We start from the raw sequence: 15,469 nt of genomic DNA, 5'->3' as shown, positions 1-15,469 counted from the left end.
CAGGCAGGGATCCGACGCTTTATGCCGCCATGGCACACCCATTGCGCAGGAGATCTCCCCGCCATGGACCAGAGAGAGGCGACGTGAGGACCGGAATGTCACACCCTGAACGAGGCCGTTGTCTGACCTTGCGCCATGTACTAGTGTGCAAGGAAGAGTATTCAAGGAGGAGTCTATGTCACGCATGCTGGTCATCTCTCTCACCTGCCTGGGGCTTGCCACCGTCCCCGTTGTCCAGGCGGCAGTCTATCAATGCGCCCGCGATGGGCAGATCACCTTCAGTGACATCCCCTGCAGCAGCGACGCCAAACCTATGGCACTCAATGTCTATACCCCCTCCCCCGAGGCGGTGGAGCAGGCGGCCAACCAGACCCGGGAGATAGAGCAGAGCCTGGCGAACGGGCAGAAACAACGCCAGGCCGAGGCGCTGCGCACCGAGATCGAGGCCAAAAAGCAGAAGATGAACAACGAGATGACCCAGATCACGGAGAACAAGGCAAGATCCCGCAATGTCTCGGCAGAGATGCAATCGGTCACTACCCGATATCAGAAAGAGATTGAGTCCCTGAACCAGAAACTCTCCACCTTGCAGGCAAAATAAACACTCCCTGTTTCGGGACAGAAAATATACCGAAGTGGCAATGTCGTCACGGGTTCACACATGCCGCACATCCAGAACATCACACCCTTGGCCGTTTATTTCTCACACCAGAGGATCAGATAGCGGCTTTTTCCCGATCCCCGTAGCCACCTAATTTCACCGCGTTCCAGAAGACTCACGTTATCCCCACCGAGATCCCTGACGTGTCACAGGGTTCATATGAGGGCGATATATAGGGGCATCGTGACAATTGTCAGTGCCAAAAGAGGCGCCTTCATGCCAATATTCCCTGGGGCCCAAAGCGGTCCACGAGATAAATGACCTTGGCACGAGACCCTACAATTAAGAAGCTATTTATCAACATTGAAAAATAAAAAGTTAATTTGAGTACGATGACGACTCATCAGGACGCAATGCTATTGTTAATTTACTCATATTTGGTCGTTATCCCATTCAAGGGTCTCATGGAGGAGCGCTGTCATGTTCTGGAATCAAAAAGCAAGCAAGGAAGCCAGTGAGCAAGCGGCAAGGGTGGTGGAACTGGGGGCATTTGAACAGGCTATCCAGTTGCAGGTCCCCTTCGTCCAGTTCACCCCGGCGGGAGTGGTCACCTTCGCCAACGCGCTGTTTCTCAAGATCGTGGGATTTGAACGTGACGAGGTGATTGGCAAGCATCACAGCACCCTCTGCTTCCCCGACGACGTCAATACCCGGGATTACGAGACCTTGTGGCAGGATCTGCGCCACGGCGTCTCCCGCAGCGGTCGCTTCATTCGCCAGTCGAAATCCGGCAAGGCCGTGTGGCTGGAGGCGACCTATTTCCCCATCGTGATCGACGGCAAGGTGGTGCGGATCGCCAAGGTCGCCTCTGACGTGACCCAGCAGCAATCCACCCTGGAGCGCACCCAGGCCCTGCTGGCAGCCCTGGACAAGTCCCTGGCGGTCATCGATTTCCAACCCGATGGCACCGTCATCACCGCCAACCAGAATTTCCTCAACTGCTTTGGCTACCGGCTGGAAGAGGTGGTCGGCAAGCATCATCGCCTCTTCTGTGACACCGAGTTCTACCAGAACAACCCCCATTTCTGGCAGGATCTCGGCTCGGGTGACATCAAATCTGGGCTCTTCATGCGTCTGGGTCACCGGGGGGAGAAGATCTGGCTGGAGGCCACCTACAACCCCATCTTCAACCACGAGGGCAAGGTGGTCAAAATCATCAAGCTGGCGAGCGACATCACCGAGCGGGTGGAGAAATCCATCTCCACCCGAGAAGCGGCCCAGAAGGCGTGTGCCATCGCCAGCGAAACCGTCGCGAGCGCCGCCAGGGGGCGGGAGGTCATCGACAGGGTGCTCGACACCTCCTCTCACATCAACACCTCGGTCAATGCGGTCAGCAAGCAGATAGAGCAGCTCAACCAGCAATCCAGGAGCATCGAATCCATCATCTCCACCATCAGCGGCATCGCGGATCAGACCAACCTGCTGGCCCTCAACGCGGCCATCGAGGCGGCCCGCGCCGGGGAACAGGGACGGGGATTCGCGGTCGTGGCCGACGAGGTGAGGCAACTGGCGGCGCGCACTTCCAGCTCCACCAGCGAGATCGTCACCGTCATCAAGCACAACTCGGAGATCACCTCCCAGATCACCCAGACCGTCTCCGTCGTCTCCGACAAGGCGGTGGCAGGTCAGGAGCAGGCCACCATCATCGCCGACGTCATCAAGGAGATCATCGAGGACGCCAACTCGGTGTCGGACACCGTCAAGAGCCTCTCCATCTGAGCGACAGCTGCCAATGACAACGGGGGGCCCAGGCCCCCCGTTGTCATTGCTGTCCGCCCACCCGAAACCCGCTCAGCCATCCCCCAGGAGATAGTGTCTGGCTTCCTCGTCCGCCAGCGCGAGGGCGATGTCCCATAGCGCGGCGATGCAGAGCCCCTCCTCCCCCACAGCTTCCTCTTCCAGCGCCTCCAGGGCTCTGGCATCGGCCAGGGTAAAGGGGGGATGGCTCAACAGGCTTTTGGCCGCGGCCAGCAAGTGCATGTCGCTCATCGGTCGGCTCCTTCTTAGACAGCGTGTTTCCCTGCCCAGACTGTAGCCCAATGGCGGCGACTCATCCCCCGGTGGCGACTGCCTGCGCACGCTTCCTGCCGGACGGCAGCTGGCCCACCCCGATGCCGACCAGCACGGCGGCGCAGGCCACCCATTGCAGGGCCGTGAGCGTCTCTCCCAGCAGCAGATAGGCGAGCAGCAGAGTAAAGACCGGTATGAGGTTCACATAGGCCGCCGCCAGGGTCACCTTCACCTGGGTCACCGACCAGTTGTAGAGCAGGTAGGCACCCAGGGTCACGAAGGCACCGAGGAAGAGGATGACCCCCATGTCCTGCCAGGCCCAGCTCGCGGGCCAGGGCGCACTGAAGGCAAAGGGCGCGAAGAAGAGCGTGCCGACGAAGGCCTGCAACGCCGTCAGTGTCATCACGCCGTAGCGGCTGGAGAGCTTCTTGAATACCACGGAATAGGTGGCGGCGCAGAGCATGGCGCCCATCTCCAGGCTGTTGCCGAGCAGGGCGTTGGGGGCGAACTCGTCGGCGCCCTCCCCCAACCCCAGCAGGGCGATGCCAACGATGGCGATGGCAAAGCCCAGCAGTTGGCGGCGACTCACCCGCTCTCCAAGCAGTACGAAGGCCACCAGGGCCACCATCAGGGGAAGCAGGGCACAGACCATGCCGGCCTGGCCGGCACTGGTGTAACGCAGGGCGTTGACTTACAGAAGGAAGTAGAGGCAGGGCTCAAGCGCCCCCATCAGGGCCAACCAGCGCCAATCCCCCTTCTGGTAAGTGACGCGACCAAGCTGGCGGTAGCAGAGCAGCCAGCAACAGGACGCCACCCCCATCCGCATGAAGAGCACCTGACCGAAGGACCAGATTTCCAGCACATGTTTGAGGGCGATGAAGGAGCTGGACCAGAGCAGCATGGCCAGGGTCAGCGTCAGGACGGGTAAAGGGCGCACAATGCCTCCATGAATTGGGCATTCGAATAATAACCATACGGCCTTGCGGTTGTCTAAAGGCACCTAACATCAGATAATACGGCCGCCTTCATACCGGATAACCCATCTTCAATGACTGAGTACCTGCTTTTACTGGTCGGCACCGTGCTGATCAACAACTTCGTGCTGGTGAAGTTCCTCGGCCTTTGCCCCTTCATGGGTGTCTCCGGCAAGCTGGAAACCGCCATCGGCATGGGTCTGGCCACCACCTTCGTCATGACGCTGGCCAGCGCCTGCTCCTATCTGATGGAGCACTATATCCTGATCCCGCTGGAGATCGCCTACCTGCGCACCCTGGGCTTCATTCTGGTGATCGCCGTGGTGGTCCAGTTCACCGAGATGGTGATCCGCAAGAGCAGCCCGACCCTCTATCGCCTGCTCGGCATCTTCCTGCCGCTCATCACCACCAACTGTGCCGTGCTCGGCGTGGCGCTGCTCAGCATCAACGAGCGCCACAACTTCATCCAGAGCATCATCTACGGCTTCGGGGCCGCCGTCGGCTTCTCCCTGGTGCTGATCCTTTTTGCCGCCATGCGTGAGCGGCTGGTGGCCGCCGACGTGCCGGCACCGTTTCGTGGCGTCTCCATCGCCATGGTCACCGCTGGCCTGATGTCGCTGGCCTTCATGGGCTTTACCGGCCTCATCAAGATATAACGCTATGATTCACATACTCTTTGCCATTTTGGTGCTGGCCCTGCTTGCCCTGGCCTTCGGCATCATTCTCGGCTTTGCCGCCGTCAAGTTTCATGTGCAGGCCGATCCCATCGTCGATCAGCTCGATGCTCTGTTGCCCCAGACCCAGTGCGGCCAGTGCGGTTACCCGGGCTGCAAACCCTACGCCGAAGCCCTGGCCAATGGCGACAAGATCAACAAGTGCGTGCCCGGTGGCGACGCCACCATGCGCAAGATTGCCGACCTGATGGGGGTCGAGCCCCAGTCTCTGGACGGCGGTGAAGACGCGGCAATCCCCGTCAAGAAGGTGGCCTTCATTCACGAAGACATGTGCATCGGTTGCACCAAGTGCATCCAGGCCTGTCCGGTCGACGCCATCCTGGGTGCCACCAAGGCGATGCATACCGTCATCGCGGCCGAGTGCACCGGGTGCGACCTCTGCGTCGACCCCTGCCCGACCGACTGTATTGAAATGATCCCGGTGCCGACCACGGTCGACAACTGGAAATGGGATCTGGCCAAGGTCGCCATTCCGGTCAAGATAGTGGAATAAACAGCGGAGTAACCATGCAGCATCTGCTCGAACGCATCAAAGCCGGCACTCTGTGGGATTTTCACGGCGGCATCCATCCCCCCGAGAACAAGCACCAGTCCAGCCTGATCCCCGTCGTTGACGCGGGCCTTCCCCCACAGCTCATCATTCCGGTGCGCCAGCACGCGGGTCCGGCCGGCGAACTGCTGGTGCGGGTGGGGGACAAGGTCAAGAAAGGGCAACCCCTCACCCGTTTTGACAAGGGACGCATCGTGCCGGTGCACGCTTCCACCTCGGGCACCATCACCGCCATCGAGCAGCACACGGTGGCGCACCCCTCCGGTCTTGACGATCTCTGCATCCTCCTCACCCCGGACGGAGACGATGCCTGGGGCGAGCGCACACCCCAGCCTGACTACTGGAACCTGGAGCGGGGGGCGTTGCTCGAGCGCATCCAGCAGGCCGGCATCGCCGGGCTCGGCGGCGCCGTCTTCCCGACCCACAGCAAGCTCGACGGCCGTGGCCAGCTCACCGAGATCCTCATCGTCAACGGGCTGGAGTGCGAACCCTACATCACCACAGATGACCGTCTGATGCAGGAATACGCCGACGAGATCATGGGCGGCATCCGGGTACTCAAGCACCTGCTCAAGCCCAAGCTCACCCTGATCGGGGTGGAAGACAACAAACCGGCGGCCATCGAGGCCCTGACCCGCCATGCCAGCGACGCCGACGTGCTGGTCAAGTCGGTACCGACCAAGTACCCCTCCGGCGGCGCCAAACAGACCATAGAGCTGCTCACCGGACGCCAGGTGCCCAAGGGAGGCCGGGCGGTCGACATGGGCATCATGGTGCTCAACGTCGCCACCGTCTTTGCCATCAAGCGCGCCATCATCGATGGGGAGCCGCTCATCGAGCGCATCGTCACCCTCACCGGCGACGCCTTCAAGAAACCCGGCAATGCCTGGGTGCGTCTGGGCACGCCGGTACGCTGGCTGCTCCAGCGTTTCGAGCTGCAACCGGAGGCGGATCAGCGGGTCATCATGGGGGGCCCCATGATGGGCTTCACCCTGCCCCACGCCATGGTCCCCGTGGTCAAGGCCACCAACTGCCTGCTCTCCCCCACCCGCGCCGAGCTGCCGCCCCCCGGCCCGGAACAGGCCTGCATCCGTTGCAGTGCATGCGCCGATGCCTGCCCCGCCACCCTGCTGCCCCAGGAGCTTTACTGGTACAGCCGGGTCAAGGAGTACGACAAGGCCGAGAAGCTCAACCTCTTTGACTGTATCGAGTGCGGCGCCTGTGCCTGGGTCTGCCCGAGCGAAATCCCCCTGGTGCAGTACTACAAGATCGCCAAGGATGACATCCGCGAGGCCCGTGCCGAGGCCGAGAAGGCCGAACGTGCCAAGCAGCGCTTCGAGGCCAAGCAGGCTCGCTTCGAGCGTGAGAAGGCGGCCCGCGAAGCCCGCCACGCCGAGGCCGCAGCCCAGCGTCGCCAGGCCATGACGACGGCCGGGGGCGAAGATCCGGTCGCCGCCGCCCTGGCCCGCATCAAGGCCAAACAGGAGACGGCCCAGGTGGCCGTGAGTGAACCCGCACCGGACAACGAGGCCATGATTGCCGCCCGTGAGGCACGCAAGCAGGAGGCCATCGCCCGTCGTGCCGCCAAGGCCGCCAATGGCGAGGGCAATGGGCTGGCTGACACCCCGGCACCTGGGGAGCAACATCCCAAGGCAGAGCTGGATCCCAAGAAGGCCGCCATCGCCGCCGCCCTGGCACGTGCCAAGGCCAAGAAGGTCGCACAGGCGCAAGGTGACAGGCCGGTGGTCGCAGGTGAGACATCTGTGAACACAACCGAACACGCCGTTGAGGCCCCGGCCGCCGCATCCGAACCCGCCGCAGAGGTGGACCCCAAGAAGGCGGCCATTGCCGCCGCCATCGCCCGGGCCAAGGCCAAGAAGGCTGCTCAGGCGCAAGGTGACGGGCCGGTGGTCGCAGGTGAGACATCCGTGAACACAAGCGAACACGCCGTTGAGGCCCCGGCCGCCGTATCCGAGCCCGCCGCCGAGGTGGATCCCAAGAAGGCGGCCATTGCCGCCGCCATCGCCCGGGCCAAGGCCAAGAAAGCCGCACAGGCGCAAGGTGACGCACCGCTGGATGCGGATAAGACATCTGTGAACACAACCGAACACGCCGTTGAGGCCCCGGCCGCCGCATCCGAACCCGCCGCAGAGGTGGACCTCAAGAAGGCGGCCATTGCCGCCGCCATCGCCCGGGCCAAGGCCAAGAAGGCCGCCCAGGCGCAAGGTGACAGGCCGGTGGTCGCAGGTGAGACATCCGTGAACACAACCGATAACGCCATTGAGGCCCCGGCTGCCGCATCCGAGCCCGCCGCCGAGGTGGACCCCAAGAAGGCGGCCATTGCCGCCGCCATCGCCCGGGCCAAGGCCAAGAAGGCTGCTCAGGCGCAAGGTGATGGGCCGGTGGTCGCGGGTGAGACATCCGTGAACACAACCGATAACGCCGTTGAGGCCCCAGCCGCCGCATCCGAGCCCGCCGCCGAGGTGGATCCCAAGAAGGCGGCCATTGCCGCCGCCATCGCCCGGGCCAAGGCCAAGAAAGCCGCCCAGGCGCAAGGTGATGGGTCGGTGGTCGCGGGCGAGACATCCGTGAACACAAGCGAACACGCCGTTGAGGCCCCTGCCGCCGCATCCGAGCCCGCCGCAGAGGTGGATCCCAAGAAGGCGGCCATTGCCGCCGCCATCGCCCGGGCCAAAGCCAAGAAGCTGGCGGCCGAGGCTGCCTCCTCCCCTTCGACCGACAAGAGCCACTGATCCATGTTCAATATCGCGAGTGCGCCCTTTGCCCACAACCGCAAACAGACCCAGACCCTGATGGTGCTGGTGATCCTGGCCTGCCTGCCCGGCTTCCTGGCGCAGACCTGGTTCTTCGGCTGGGGGACCCTGATCCAGATCCTGCTGGCGCTGGTCACGGCCCTGGGTTCGGAGGCCCTGGTCCTTCGCCTGCGCGGCCGCCCCGTCAAACCGGCCCTGCTGGATGGCAGCGCGGCGCTCACCGCCGTGCTCATCGGTCTCTCCCTGCCCCCCCTGCTGCCCTGGTGGATGCTGGTGCTGGGCACGGCGTTCGCCATCATCATCGCCAAGCATCTCTATGGCGGGCTCGGTCAGAACCTGTTCAATCCTGCCATGGTGGCTTATGTGCTGCTGCTGGTCTCCTTCCCGGTCCAGATGACCAGCTGGCTGCCCCCTTCCAGCATCGCCGCCTACGACATCGGCTTCGCCGATGCGGCCTCGGTGATCTTCACCGGCTTCAGCCTCGACGGCTACAGCATGCTGCAACTCAAGCAGGGGGTGGATGGCCTGACCATGGCCACGCCGCTGGATACCTTAAAGACCGGGCTGACCCAGGGGCTGACCGCCACCGAAGTGATGACACACAAGGTCTTCGAGGGCTGGGGTGGCATCGGCTGGAGCTGGGTCAACCTCGGCTACCTGCTGGGAGGCCTCTTCCTGCTCCAGCAGAAAGTGATCAACTGGCGCATTCCGACTGCCGTGCTGGGCGCATTGCTGCTCGCTGCCACCCTGGGCTATCTGGCCACCCCGGATGCCACCGCCACCCCCATGCTGCACCTGTTCAGCGGTGCCACCATGCTCGGGGCCTTCTTCATCGCCACCGATCCGGTGAGTGCCAGCACCACCGCAAAGGGGCGCCTCGTCTACGGTGTGCTCATCGGCGTGCTGGTCTATGTCATCCGCCGTTTTGGCGGCTATCCGGATGCCTTCGCCTTCGCCGTGTTGCTGGCCAACCTGTGCGTTCCCCTGATTGACAGTCTGACCCGCCCCAAGGTCTATGGAGCCCGTCGCAAATGAACCCACATTTGAATTGCCGCAGACGCGAGACAGGGAGCCTCCCATGTTGAAAAGCATGCGCAAGAATGGCCTGACCCTGGCACTCTTTGCCCTCGGCTGCACCGCCATGGTGGTGCTGACCAACGAACTGACCCGGGATCGCATCGCCCACCAGCAAGAGCTGGAGAAGCTGCGCACCCTGCAGGCCCTGCTGCCCGAGGGGAGTTATGACAACGATCTGGTGGCCAGTTGCAAGCTGGTCAGCAGCCGGGAATACCTGGGCAGCGATGAGCCCATGCCCCTCTATACCGCCACCCTCAAGGGGGTGCATACCGGCTACGCGCTGGAAACCGTGGCCCCCGATGGTTACAGTGGAGCCATTCGCATGGTGGTCGGCACCGATGCCAAGGGGGCTGTCAGCGCGGTCAGGGTGCTGGCCCACAAGGAAACCCCGGGGCTTGGTGACAAGATAGAGCTGAAGAAATCCAGCTGGATCGAAAGCTTCACCGGCAAATCCCTCACGGCCGACAACGACACCACCTGGGCGGTGAAGAAGGATGGCGGCGAATTCGACGCCTTCACCGGGGCAACCATCACCCCGCGGGCCGTGGTCAAGGCGGTGAAAAATTTGCTGAGGCTGCAACAGGAGCACCCCGAACTGCTGCACGATGCCCCCTCCTGCCATACCAACCCCTAACGCCGGAGCACACGCAATGGAACAAGTCGACGTGATTGACACGGCCAGCCAACCCGCCGGGGAAAGTGGCCGCCGCGAAGAGCTCAAGGAGCTGATGCTGCAGGGACTGTGGAAGAACAACCCCTCCCTGGTGCAGGTGCTGGGGCTCTGCCCCACCCTGGCGGTCTCCTCCACCTTTACCAATGCGTTGGGGCTCGGCCTTGCCACCATGGTGGTACTGGTCTGCTCCAACCTCGCCGTCTCCCTGGTGCGCAACTGGGTGCCCAAGGATATCCGCATCCCGGTCTACGTGATGATCATCGCGGCCCTGGTGACCAGCGTGCAGTTGTTGATGAACGCCTACACCTACGGCCTCTATCAGGCGCTCGGCATCTTCATCGCCCTCATCGTCACCAACTGCGTCATCATCGGCCGCGCCGAAGCCTATGCCTCCAAGAACCCGCCCCTGCTTGCCGCCCTCGACGGCTTCATGATGGGGCTGGGCTTTACCCTGGTGCTGCTGGTACTGGGGGGCCTTCGCGAGATCATCGGCATGGGCACCCTGTTTGACGGTGCCGAGCTGCTGCTGGGTGACTGGGCCAAGTCATTGCGCGTCGAGCTGTTCCACGCCGACGCCAGCCTGCTGCTGGCGATCCTGCCCCCCGGCGGCTTCATCGGCCTCGGTTTGATGATCGCCGGCAAAAACGCCATCAACGACTGGATGGGCCGCAAGCAGAGTGCCGAGAAGGCCCACTGCACCGTGCCGGCGGCGGGCGCCCGCACGACCCAGCTCTGAGACAAGAGAGATCCATGAACAACCAGAAACGCAGGCTGATCCTGGAGCGGTTGCGGGACGACAACCCCCATCCCACCACAGAGCTCAACTTCACCACGCCCTTCGAGCTGCTCATCGCCGTGCTGCTCTCGGCCCAGGCCACCGATGTCAGCGTCAACAAGGCCACCGACAAGCTCTATCCGGTGGCCAACACCCCCCAGGCCATGCTGGATCTGGGGGTGGACGGGGTCAAGGAGTACATCAAGACCATTGGCCTCTTCAACACCAAGGCCGAGAACGTCATCAAGACCTGCGCCATTTTGCTGGAGCGCCACGGTGGCGAGGTGCCGGAGAATCGCGAGGCCCTCGAGGCCCTGCCCGGCGTCGGCCGCAAGACGGCCAACGTGGTGCTCAACACCGCCTTCGGCTGGCCCACCATCGCCGTCGACACCCATATCTTCCGGGTCTCCAACCGCACCGGCTTTGCCGTGGGCAAGAACGTCGATCAGGTGGAGGAGAAGCTGCTCAAGGTGGTCCCCGCCGAGTTCAAGCTGGACGTGCACCACTGGCTCATCCTGCACGGGCGTTACACCTGTCTCGCCCGCAAGCCCCGCTGCGGCTCCTGTATCATCGAAGATTTGTGCGAATACAAAGAGAAGGTCTATCCCGAGAGTTGATCTGCAGGCCTCTGCGGATCCGGTCTCGGGCCATGGATTCAAGGCAGTACCAATCCACCAACCCGGAGAATTGAGCAATGAGAATTCTGCATACCATGTTGCGCGTCGGCGATCTGCAACGTTCCATCGACTTCTACACCCGAGTGCTGGGCATGACACTGCTGCGCAAGAGCGAGAACAGCGAATACAAGTACACCCTGGCCTTCGTCGGCTACGGCGACGAGAAGGATGAAGCCGTCATCGAGCTCACCTACAACTGGGGCGTGAGCGAGTACGAGCTCGGTTCCGCCTATGGTCACATCGCCCTGGAAGCGGACGACATCTATGCCACCTGCGAGGCGCTGCGCGCCGCCGGCGCCAAGATCACCCGCGAACCGGGCCCGGTGAAGGGCGGCACCACAGTCATCGCCTTCGTGGAAGACCCGGACGGCTACAAGATTGAGCTGATTGCCAAGAAAGACGCCGGTACCGGCCTGGGCGCCTGAGCCCACGCCGCCTGGCGGTGAGAAAAACAACGGGGCCCAGGGCCCCGTTTTCATTGGCTGCAACCACCGTCAGGCCAGACGGAAGCGCCCCATGCTCTGGCGCAGACCCGCCGCCAGCTGGCTCAGCTCCAGACAGGCTTTGGCGGTGTGATCCGCGCCGGTCGCGACCTCGTTGGAGGAGTCGTTGATGCGCGCCACGTTGCGGCCCAGCTCATCGGAGACCGCATCCTGCTCGCCACAGGCACTGGCAATCTGGATCGCCATGTCGGCTATCTGGGCCACCGCCTCTTCAATCTGACGAATGCCCGCACTGGTGCGTTCGCTCTGGCTCACGCACTGGCGGATCATCTCGCAGCTCTGGCCGGTCACCGACTTCGCCCGATTGGCACGGGCCTGCAGGGTCTCGATGATGGCGACGATTTCGCCGGTGGAGGCCTGGGTACGCCCCGCCAGGGTGCGCACCTCGTCGGCCACCACCGCAAAGCCGCGCCCCTGCTCACCGGCACGGGCCGCCTCGATGGCGGCATTGAGTGCCAGCAGGTTGGTCTGGTCGGCAATGCCGCGAATGACATCCACCACCAGGTTGATCTGGGCGGACTCTTTCTCCAGTTCACTCACCAGGTTGCCCGCCTGCTCCATCTCACCGGCCACCCGGGTGATGGCATCCAGGGCCCCCTGCACATCCTGACTACCGCGGCGAGCCAGGGCATTGGCGGAGCTTGCCGACTCCGAGGCCACCTCGGTGTTGCCCGCCACATCCGCTACCGTCGCCTTCATCTGGGCCATGGCGGTGGCGACCTGGGCTATCTCCTGCTGCTGGCTCTGGATCCCCTGGGATGATTGCTCCGAGACCGCGCTCACCTCCTCGATGGCGGCCCCCAGCTGGGTCACGGCGGCGGCCACCTCCTCGATGAGCCCACGCAGGTTGTCCTGCATCTTGAGGGAGGCGCTGGCCAGCATCCCCAGTTCGTCCTGCCCGATGTGCTGGCGATCCAGCCGATGGGTCAGATCCCCCAGGGCGATGGCATTGGCCTGGGCCACCACGGCTTGCAGGGGCAGGCAGATCTGGCGGGTGAGGAACCAGGTCATGACCCCCATGAAGATCAGCAGGGTCGCGATGCTCACCACGGCAAAGGTCATCACCATGGTGACGCTGCCAAGCAGGCTGCCACGGTTCTCTTCCACAAAGCCAAGATTCACCTTCACCAGGGCACGCACCGCCAGCTCCAGCTCGGTGTAGAGCCCGTTCGAGCGAAACAGCGCCTCCCTGGCCTCATCCCTGCTGCCCTGGAACAACAGGGCATCCACCTGGTTGACGGCCCCCAGATATTGCAGCCACTGCTGCTTGACGCGGTTGAAGGCCTGGCGTTCATGCTCGGCCCCCACGGTTGCCTCGTAGGCATCCATGACCTGCTGCACCTTGCCCAGGCTCTCCTGGATGCGGGCGCGGCGAACCTGCCTGTCGACGGCATCTTCCACCATCAGCAGGGCAAACTGGGCACGGCGCACATAGGAGACGTCATAGAGCAAGTTGTCCACCGAGAGCACGCTTGGCAGGGTGGAGTCGGTGAAGTTCAATACCCGATCCCGAATGTCCCGCAGTTCGGTGGCGAGAAACAGGCCGAAGACGGCGTTGATGACGGCAATGACCGCAAAGACGGCGGCAATCTTCTTGCCGATGGAGAGATGCTTGTAAGACATGTTGGCTGGTGATCCTCGACTGCAGATGTGCAGTGACACAATGATCACATCCGTGTAAGCGGTGACCCGAGACTCCTGACGGGAAATGACGATGGGAGCGAAGAGAGGGGATCCCTTGCTTCCCGCTCGCCCCACGCCGGGCCTTGTGCCCGCCACGAGGCTGCCAGCACAGGAGCGACCAGCTCGACGCAAAACTTGAGCCGATTGCCACAATCGGTCCGCCGTCATGGACAAAGCAGGGGCCAGGTTATGTAATGGCCGCTCGTCTCTCCCCATTCCTGTCTTCAGAGGCCCCATGGACAACGTATCGACCCTCTCCCCTTCCTGGTCTGGCCAACTGCGCGAGCAGATAGCGGATCGCCCCCTCATCGCCCTGGGGCTGCTGCTCGCCCTGGTCGCCGTGCTGCTGCTCCTGGTGCAGAGTCTCGTCATGCTGGCAGCAGGAGAAATCACGCCCGGGGTACGCTATGGCCTCATCGGCGGCGCTGCGGGGTTTGCCGCCACGGCGCTGGGCGCCCTGCCTGCCCTGTTCCTGCGCGCCGTCCCCCAACGGGTGGAAGATGCCATGCTGGGGTTCGCCGCCGGCATGATGCTGGCGGCGAGCGCCTTCTCCCTGCTGCTGCCGGGGCTCGAGGCCGCCGAGGGGATTACGGGTGACGGCTTCCTCGCCGCCGCCGTGGTGGTGGCCGGCATGACCCTCGGGGTGCTGCTGATGCTGGGACTGGATCAATTCACTCCTCACGAGCACGACAAGACCGGCCCCTGTGGTCCCGGCCATGAGAGCTGCTCACGGGTCTGGCTGTTCGTCTTCGCCATCGCCCTGCACAACCTGCCCGAAGGCATGGCCATCGGGGTCAGCTTCTCCCAGGGGGACATGACGGTGGGACTGCCGCTCACGACCGCCATTGCCCTGCAGGACATTCCCGAAGGACTGGCTGTAGCGCTGGCCATGTGCGCAGCCGGTTTTCGCCCGCCGGTGGCCGTGCTGGTCGCCATCGGCAGCGGCCTGCTGGAACCGCTCGGCGCCCTGCTCGGGGTAGGACTCGCCAGCGGCATGGCCATCGCCTACCCCATCGGCCTCGGGCTCGCGGCTGGTGCCATGCTGTTTGTGGTCTCCCATGAAGTGATCCCGGAAACCCATCGCAACGGCCACCAGACCCACGCCACCCTGGGCCTGATGGCAGGCTTCGCCCTGATGATGACACTGGATACAGCCCTGGGGTGAGACGCCGACGCCCCATGCAACCCGTGGTCTCCCACGAAGTGATCCCGGAAACCCATCGTAACGGCCACCAGACCCACGCCACCCTGGGCCTGATGGCAGGCTTCGCCCTGATGATGACGCTGGATACAGCCCTGGGGTGAGACGCCGATGCCCCATGCAACCCGTGGTCTCCCACGAGGTGATCCCGGAAACCCATCGCAACGGCCACCAGACCCACGCCACCCTGGGCCTGATGGCGGGTTTCGCCCTGATGATGACCCTCGACACCGCACTCGGCTGATCACCCCCCCTCAAGCCCCGTACGCCCGGTGACGACAGCGCGAACCCCTTGAAATAAGAGGGGGAAATCGCCTAATGTTGAGCCCCCGGCGCCCTTTGACTGGTTGATGTACGGCGCCTGAATCCCATCGGAAGCCTGCCCGGATGACCCTCAGGATAATCCTGCTGCTGTGTCTGCTTGTCCTCACCGCCAGGGCCATTGGCGCCACCGAGGTCTTTCATACGGCCGCGCAACAGGCGTCGTCCCCCAAGTACGTGACGCTCCCCGACGGGCATGTCGGCGGGATCTGCGTCGATCTCTTCCGGCTCATGGAAGCAAGGGAGCCTGCCCTTCGCATTGAGGGAGATCAGCGCTTCCTGCCGCTGCGACGGCTGGAAAAGAAGGTGCAGCACGGCCAGCTGGACTTCATCTGCGGCGTGGGGGAGAGCCCGGCCAGGCGGGATCACTTCATCGTCCTGACCCCCGCCATCTTCACGGTGCGCTACCACCTGGCGGTGCGCCGTGACGATCCCGTCGAGATACGCAGCTGGCAGGATGTCAGGGCCCTCGGCCAGGCGGGCATCATCCTCATCAACCATGGCAGCGGCGCCATCGCCCGGCTCCAGGACATCGGCGGCCTCATCATCGACAGCGGCGGGATCAGCAACCAGGCCAACTACGAGAAGTTGTTGATGAAGCGCGGCCGTTTCGTCTACTACCGCTCCCCGGGGTTTGAGTCCGACTTGCGCGAACAGGGGCTGGCCGACAAGATCCGCATCCTGCCCACCGTGATGGAAGAGACTCCCTTCTACATCCTGTTCCATCGCCACAGTGCCCCCGAGCGCCTGACCCTGTTCGCCAACACCCTGCAACGGCTCGCAGACAGTGGTGAACTGGCCGCCCTGGCCAGACGCTACCCCTGACCCCCCATCCGCGCCATCGCAATGCTCGGCG

At 63.5% G+C, this 15,469-nt stretch carries 14 protein-coding genes and 4 pseudogenes; 15 read left to right on the top strand and 3 right to left on the bottom strand.

Features of this window, described 5'->3' with window-relative positions:
• Positions 1-175 precede the first annotated feature (175 nt).
• From AB5Y93_RS05840 to AB5Y93_RS05830, 3 genes and pseudogenes are all read left to right on the top strand, one after another.
• Entirely contained in the window at positions 176-601 is a 426-nt protein-coding gene (locus AB5Y93_RS05840; protein WP_104455716.1) for a DUF4124 domain-containing protein, read from the top strand.
• A 480-nt stretch (positions 602-1,081) separates the two neighbouring features.
• Positions 1,082-1,840: pseudogene (locus AB5Y93_RS05835) on the top strand (PAS domain-containing protein); the annotation flags it as partial.
• 6 nt (positions 1,841-1,846) lie between these two features.
• Positions 1,847-2,380, top strand: a complete 534-nt coding sequence (locus tag AB5Y93_RS05830; protein ID WP_257978395.1) for a methyl-accepting chemotaxis protein — start codon at positions 1,847-1,849, stop codon at positions 2,378-2,380.
• Positions 2,381-2,452: 72 nt separating this feature from the next.
• Here AB5Y93_RS05830 and AB5Y93_RS05825 read toward each other — a convergent pair whose 3' ends face one another.
• Positions 2,453-2,650, bottom strand: coding sequence for a hypothetical protein (locus AB5Y93_RS05825; protein ID WP_039038678.1), 198 nt, complete (start codon positions 2,648-2,650; stop codon positions 2,453-2,455).
• A gap of 61 nt (positions 2,651-2,711) precedes the next feature.
• Positions 2,712-3,608, bottom strand: a pseudogene (locus tag AB5Y93_RS05820) (DMT family transporter).
• A 111-nt stretch (positions 3,609-3,719) separates the two neighbouring features.
• Between AB5Y93_RS05820 and rsxA the strand changes: the two are divergent.
• From rsxA to gloA, 8 genes are all read left to right on the top strand, one after another.
• Positions 3,720-4,301, top strand: a complete 582-nt coding sequence (rsxA, locus tag AB5Y93_RS05815; RefSeq protein WP_039038677.1) for an electron transport complex subunit RsxA — start codon at positions 3,720-3,722, stop codon at positions 4,299-4,301.
• A 4-nt stretch (positions 4,302-4,305) separates the two neighbouring features.
• Entirely contained in the window at positions 4,306-4,872 is a 567-nt protein-coding gene (gene rsxB, locus AB5Y93_RS05810; RefSeq protein ID WP_042017194.1) for an electron transport complex subunit RsxB, read from the top strand.
• 14 nt (positions 4,873-4,886) lie between these two features.
• The gene (gene rsxC, locus AB5Y93_RS05805; protein WP_368228955.1) at positions 4,887-7,682 is read left to right on the top strand and encodes an electron transport complex subunit RsxC; all 2,796 of its coding nucleotides are present in this window, start codon (positions 4,887-4,889) and stop codon (positions 7,680-7,682) included.
• 3 nt (positions 7,683-7,685) lie between these two features.
• On the top strand, positions 7,686-8,738 hold the full coding sequence (gene rsxD / locus AB5Y93_RS05800; RefSeq protein WP_010674314.1) for an electron transport complex subunit RsxD: 1,053 nt from the start codon (positions 7,686-7,688) through the stop codon (positions 8,736-8,738).
• A gap of 43 nt (positions 8,739-8,781) precedes the next feature.
• Positions 8,782-9,414 (top strand): electron transport complex subunit RsxG, encoded by a 633-nt coding sequence (rsxG, locus tag AB5Y93_RS05795; protein WP_201887692.1) that lies wholly within the window; start codon positions 8,782-8,784, stop codon positions 9,412-9,414.
• Between the two features lie 16 nt (positions 9,415-9,430).
• A complete protein-coding gene (locus AB5Y93_RS05790) occupies positions 9,431-10,189 on the top strand; it encodes an electron transport complex subunit E (RefSeq protein WP_010674312.1) in 759 nt (252 codons plus the stop codon).
• A 14-nt stretch (positions 10,190-10,203) separates the two neighbouring features.
• Positions 10,204-10,845 (top strand): endonuclease III, encoded by a 642-nt coding sequence (gene nth / locus AB5Y93_RS05785; RefSeq protein ID WP_005302279.1) that lies wholly within the window; start codon positions 10,204-10,206, stop codon positions 10,843-10,845.
• A 77-nt stretch (positions 10,846-10,922) separates the two neighbouring features.
• The gene (gene gloA / locus AB5Y93_RS05780) at positions 10,923-11,330 is read left to right on the top strand and encodes a lactoylglutathione lyase (protein WP_010674310.1); all 408 of its coding nucleotides are present in this window, start codon (positions 10,923-10,925) and stop codon (positions 11,328-11,330) included.
• A 69-nt stretch (positions 11,331-11,399) separates the two neighbouring features.
• On the opposite strand, the gene AB5Y93_RS05775 is transcribed toward gloA, so the two are convergent.
• A complete protein-coding gene (locus tag AB5Y93_RS05775; protein WP_010674309.1) occupies positions 11,400-13,031 on the bottom strand; it encodes a methyl-accepting chemotaxis protein in 1,632 nt (543 codons plus the stop codon).
• A 295-nt stretch (positions 13,032-13,326) separates the two neighbouring features.
• Here AB5Y93_RS05775 and AB5Y93_RS05770 point away from each other — a divergent pair, with 295 nt between their 5' ends.
• The 4 genes and pseudogenes from AB5Y93_RS05770 (at position 13,327) to AB5Y93_RS05755 (ending at position 15,438) form a co-directional block, all read left to right on the top strand.
• The gene (locus AB5Y93_RS05770; RefSeq protein WP_319862799.1) at positions 13,327-14,256 is read left to right on the top strand and encodes a ZIP family metal transporter; all 930 of its coding nucleotides are present in this window, start codon (positions 13,327-13,329) and stop codon (positions 14,254-14,256) included.
• Positions 14,257-14,279: 23 nt separating this feature from the next.
• A pseudogene (locus tag AB5Y93_RS05765) lies at positions 14,280-14,396 on the top strand (ZIP family metal transporter); the annotation flags it as partial.
• A 23-nt stretch (positions 14,397-14,419) separates the two neighbouring features.
• Positions 14,420-14,536: pseudogene (locus AB5Y93_RS05760) on the top strand (ZIP family metal transporter); the annotation flags it as partial.
• A 143-nt stretch (positions 14,537-14,679) separates the two neighbouring features.
• Positions 14,680-15,438: an ABC transporter substrate-binding protein gene (locus tag AB5Y93_RS05755; RefSeq protein ID WP_010674307.1), complete on the top strand. Its 759-nt coding sequence runs from the start codon at positions 14,680-14,682 to the stop codon at positions 15,436-15,438.
• Positions 15,439-15,469 lie beyond the last annotated feature (31 nt).

Source organism: Aeromonas sp. R10-1 (assembly GCF_040908465.1).
Lineage (GTDB): Bacteria > Pseudomonadota > Gammaproteobacteria > Enterobacterales > Aeromonadaceae > Aeromonas > Aeromonas caviae.
The sequence above is the reverse complement of the archived record's forward strand: the minus strand, read 5'-3'. Positions and strand labels throughout refer to the sequence as shown.

What these genes read in the sequence shown, in the direction of transcription:
- AB5Y93_RS05840 (WP_104455716.1), top strand. Translation starts at nt 176, where the DNA reads ATGTCACGCATGCTGGTCATCTCTCTCACCTGCCTGGGGCTTGCCACC.
- AB5Y93_RS05825 (WP_039038678.1), bottom strand. Translation starts at nt 2,650, where the DNA reads ATGAGCGACATGCACTTGCTGGCCGCGGCCAAAAGCCTGTTGAGCCAT.
- rsxA (WP_039038677.1), top strand. Translation starts at nt 3,720, where the DNA reads ATGACTGAGTACCTGCTTTTACTGGTCGGCACCGTGCTGATCAACAAC.
- rsxB (WP_042017194.1), top strand. Translation starts at nt 4,306, where the DNA reads ATGATTCACATACTCTTTGCCATTTTGGTGCTGGCCCTGCTTGCCCTG.
- rsxC (WP_368228955.1), top strand. Translation starts at nt 4,887, where the DNA reads ATGCAGCATCTGCTCGAACGCATCAAAGCCGGCACTCTGTGGGATTTT.
- rsxD (WP_010674314.1), top strand. Translation starts at nt 7,686, where the DNA reads ATGTTCAATATCGCGAGTGCGCCCTTTGCCCACAACCGCAAACAGACC.
- rsxG (WP_201887692.1), top strand. Translation starts at nt 8,782, where the DNA reads ATGTTGAAAAGCATGCGCAAGAATGGCCTGACCCTGGCACTCTTTGCC.
- AB5Y93_RS05790 (WP_010674312.1), top strand. Translation starts at nt 9,431, where the DNA reads ATGGAACAAGTCGACGTGATTGACACGGCCAGCCAACCCGCCGGGGAA.
- nth (WP_005302279.1), top strand. Translation starts at nt 10,204, where the DNA reads ATGAACAACCAGAAACGCAGGCTGATCCTGGAGCGGTTGCGGGACGAC.
- gloA (WP_010674310.1), top strand. Translation starts at nt 10,923, where the DNA reads ATGAGAATTCTGCATACCATGTTGCGCGTCGGCGATCTGCAACGTTCC.
- AB5Y93_RS05775 (WP_010674309.1), bottom strand. Translation starts at nt 13,031, where the DNA reads ATGTCTTACAAGCATCTCTCCATCGGCAAGAAGATTGCCGCCGTCTTT.
- AB5Y93_RS05770 (WP_319862799.1), top strand. Translation starts at nt 13,327, where the DNA reads ATGGACAACGTATCGACCCTCTCCCCTTCCTGGTCTGGCCAACTGCGC.
- AB5Y93_RS05755 (WP_010674307.1), top strand. Translation starts at nt 14,680, where the DNA reads ATGACCCTCAGGATAATCCTGCTGCTGTGTCTGCTTGTCCTCACCGCC.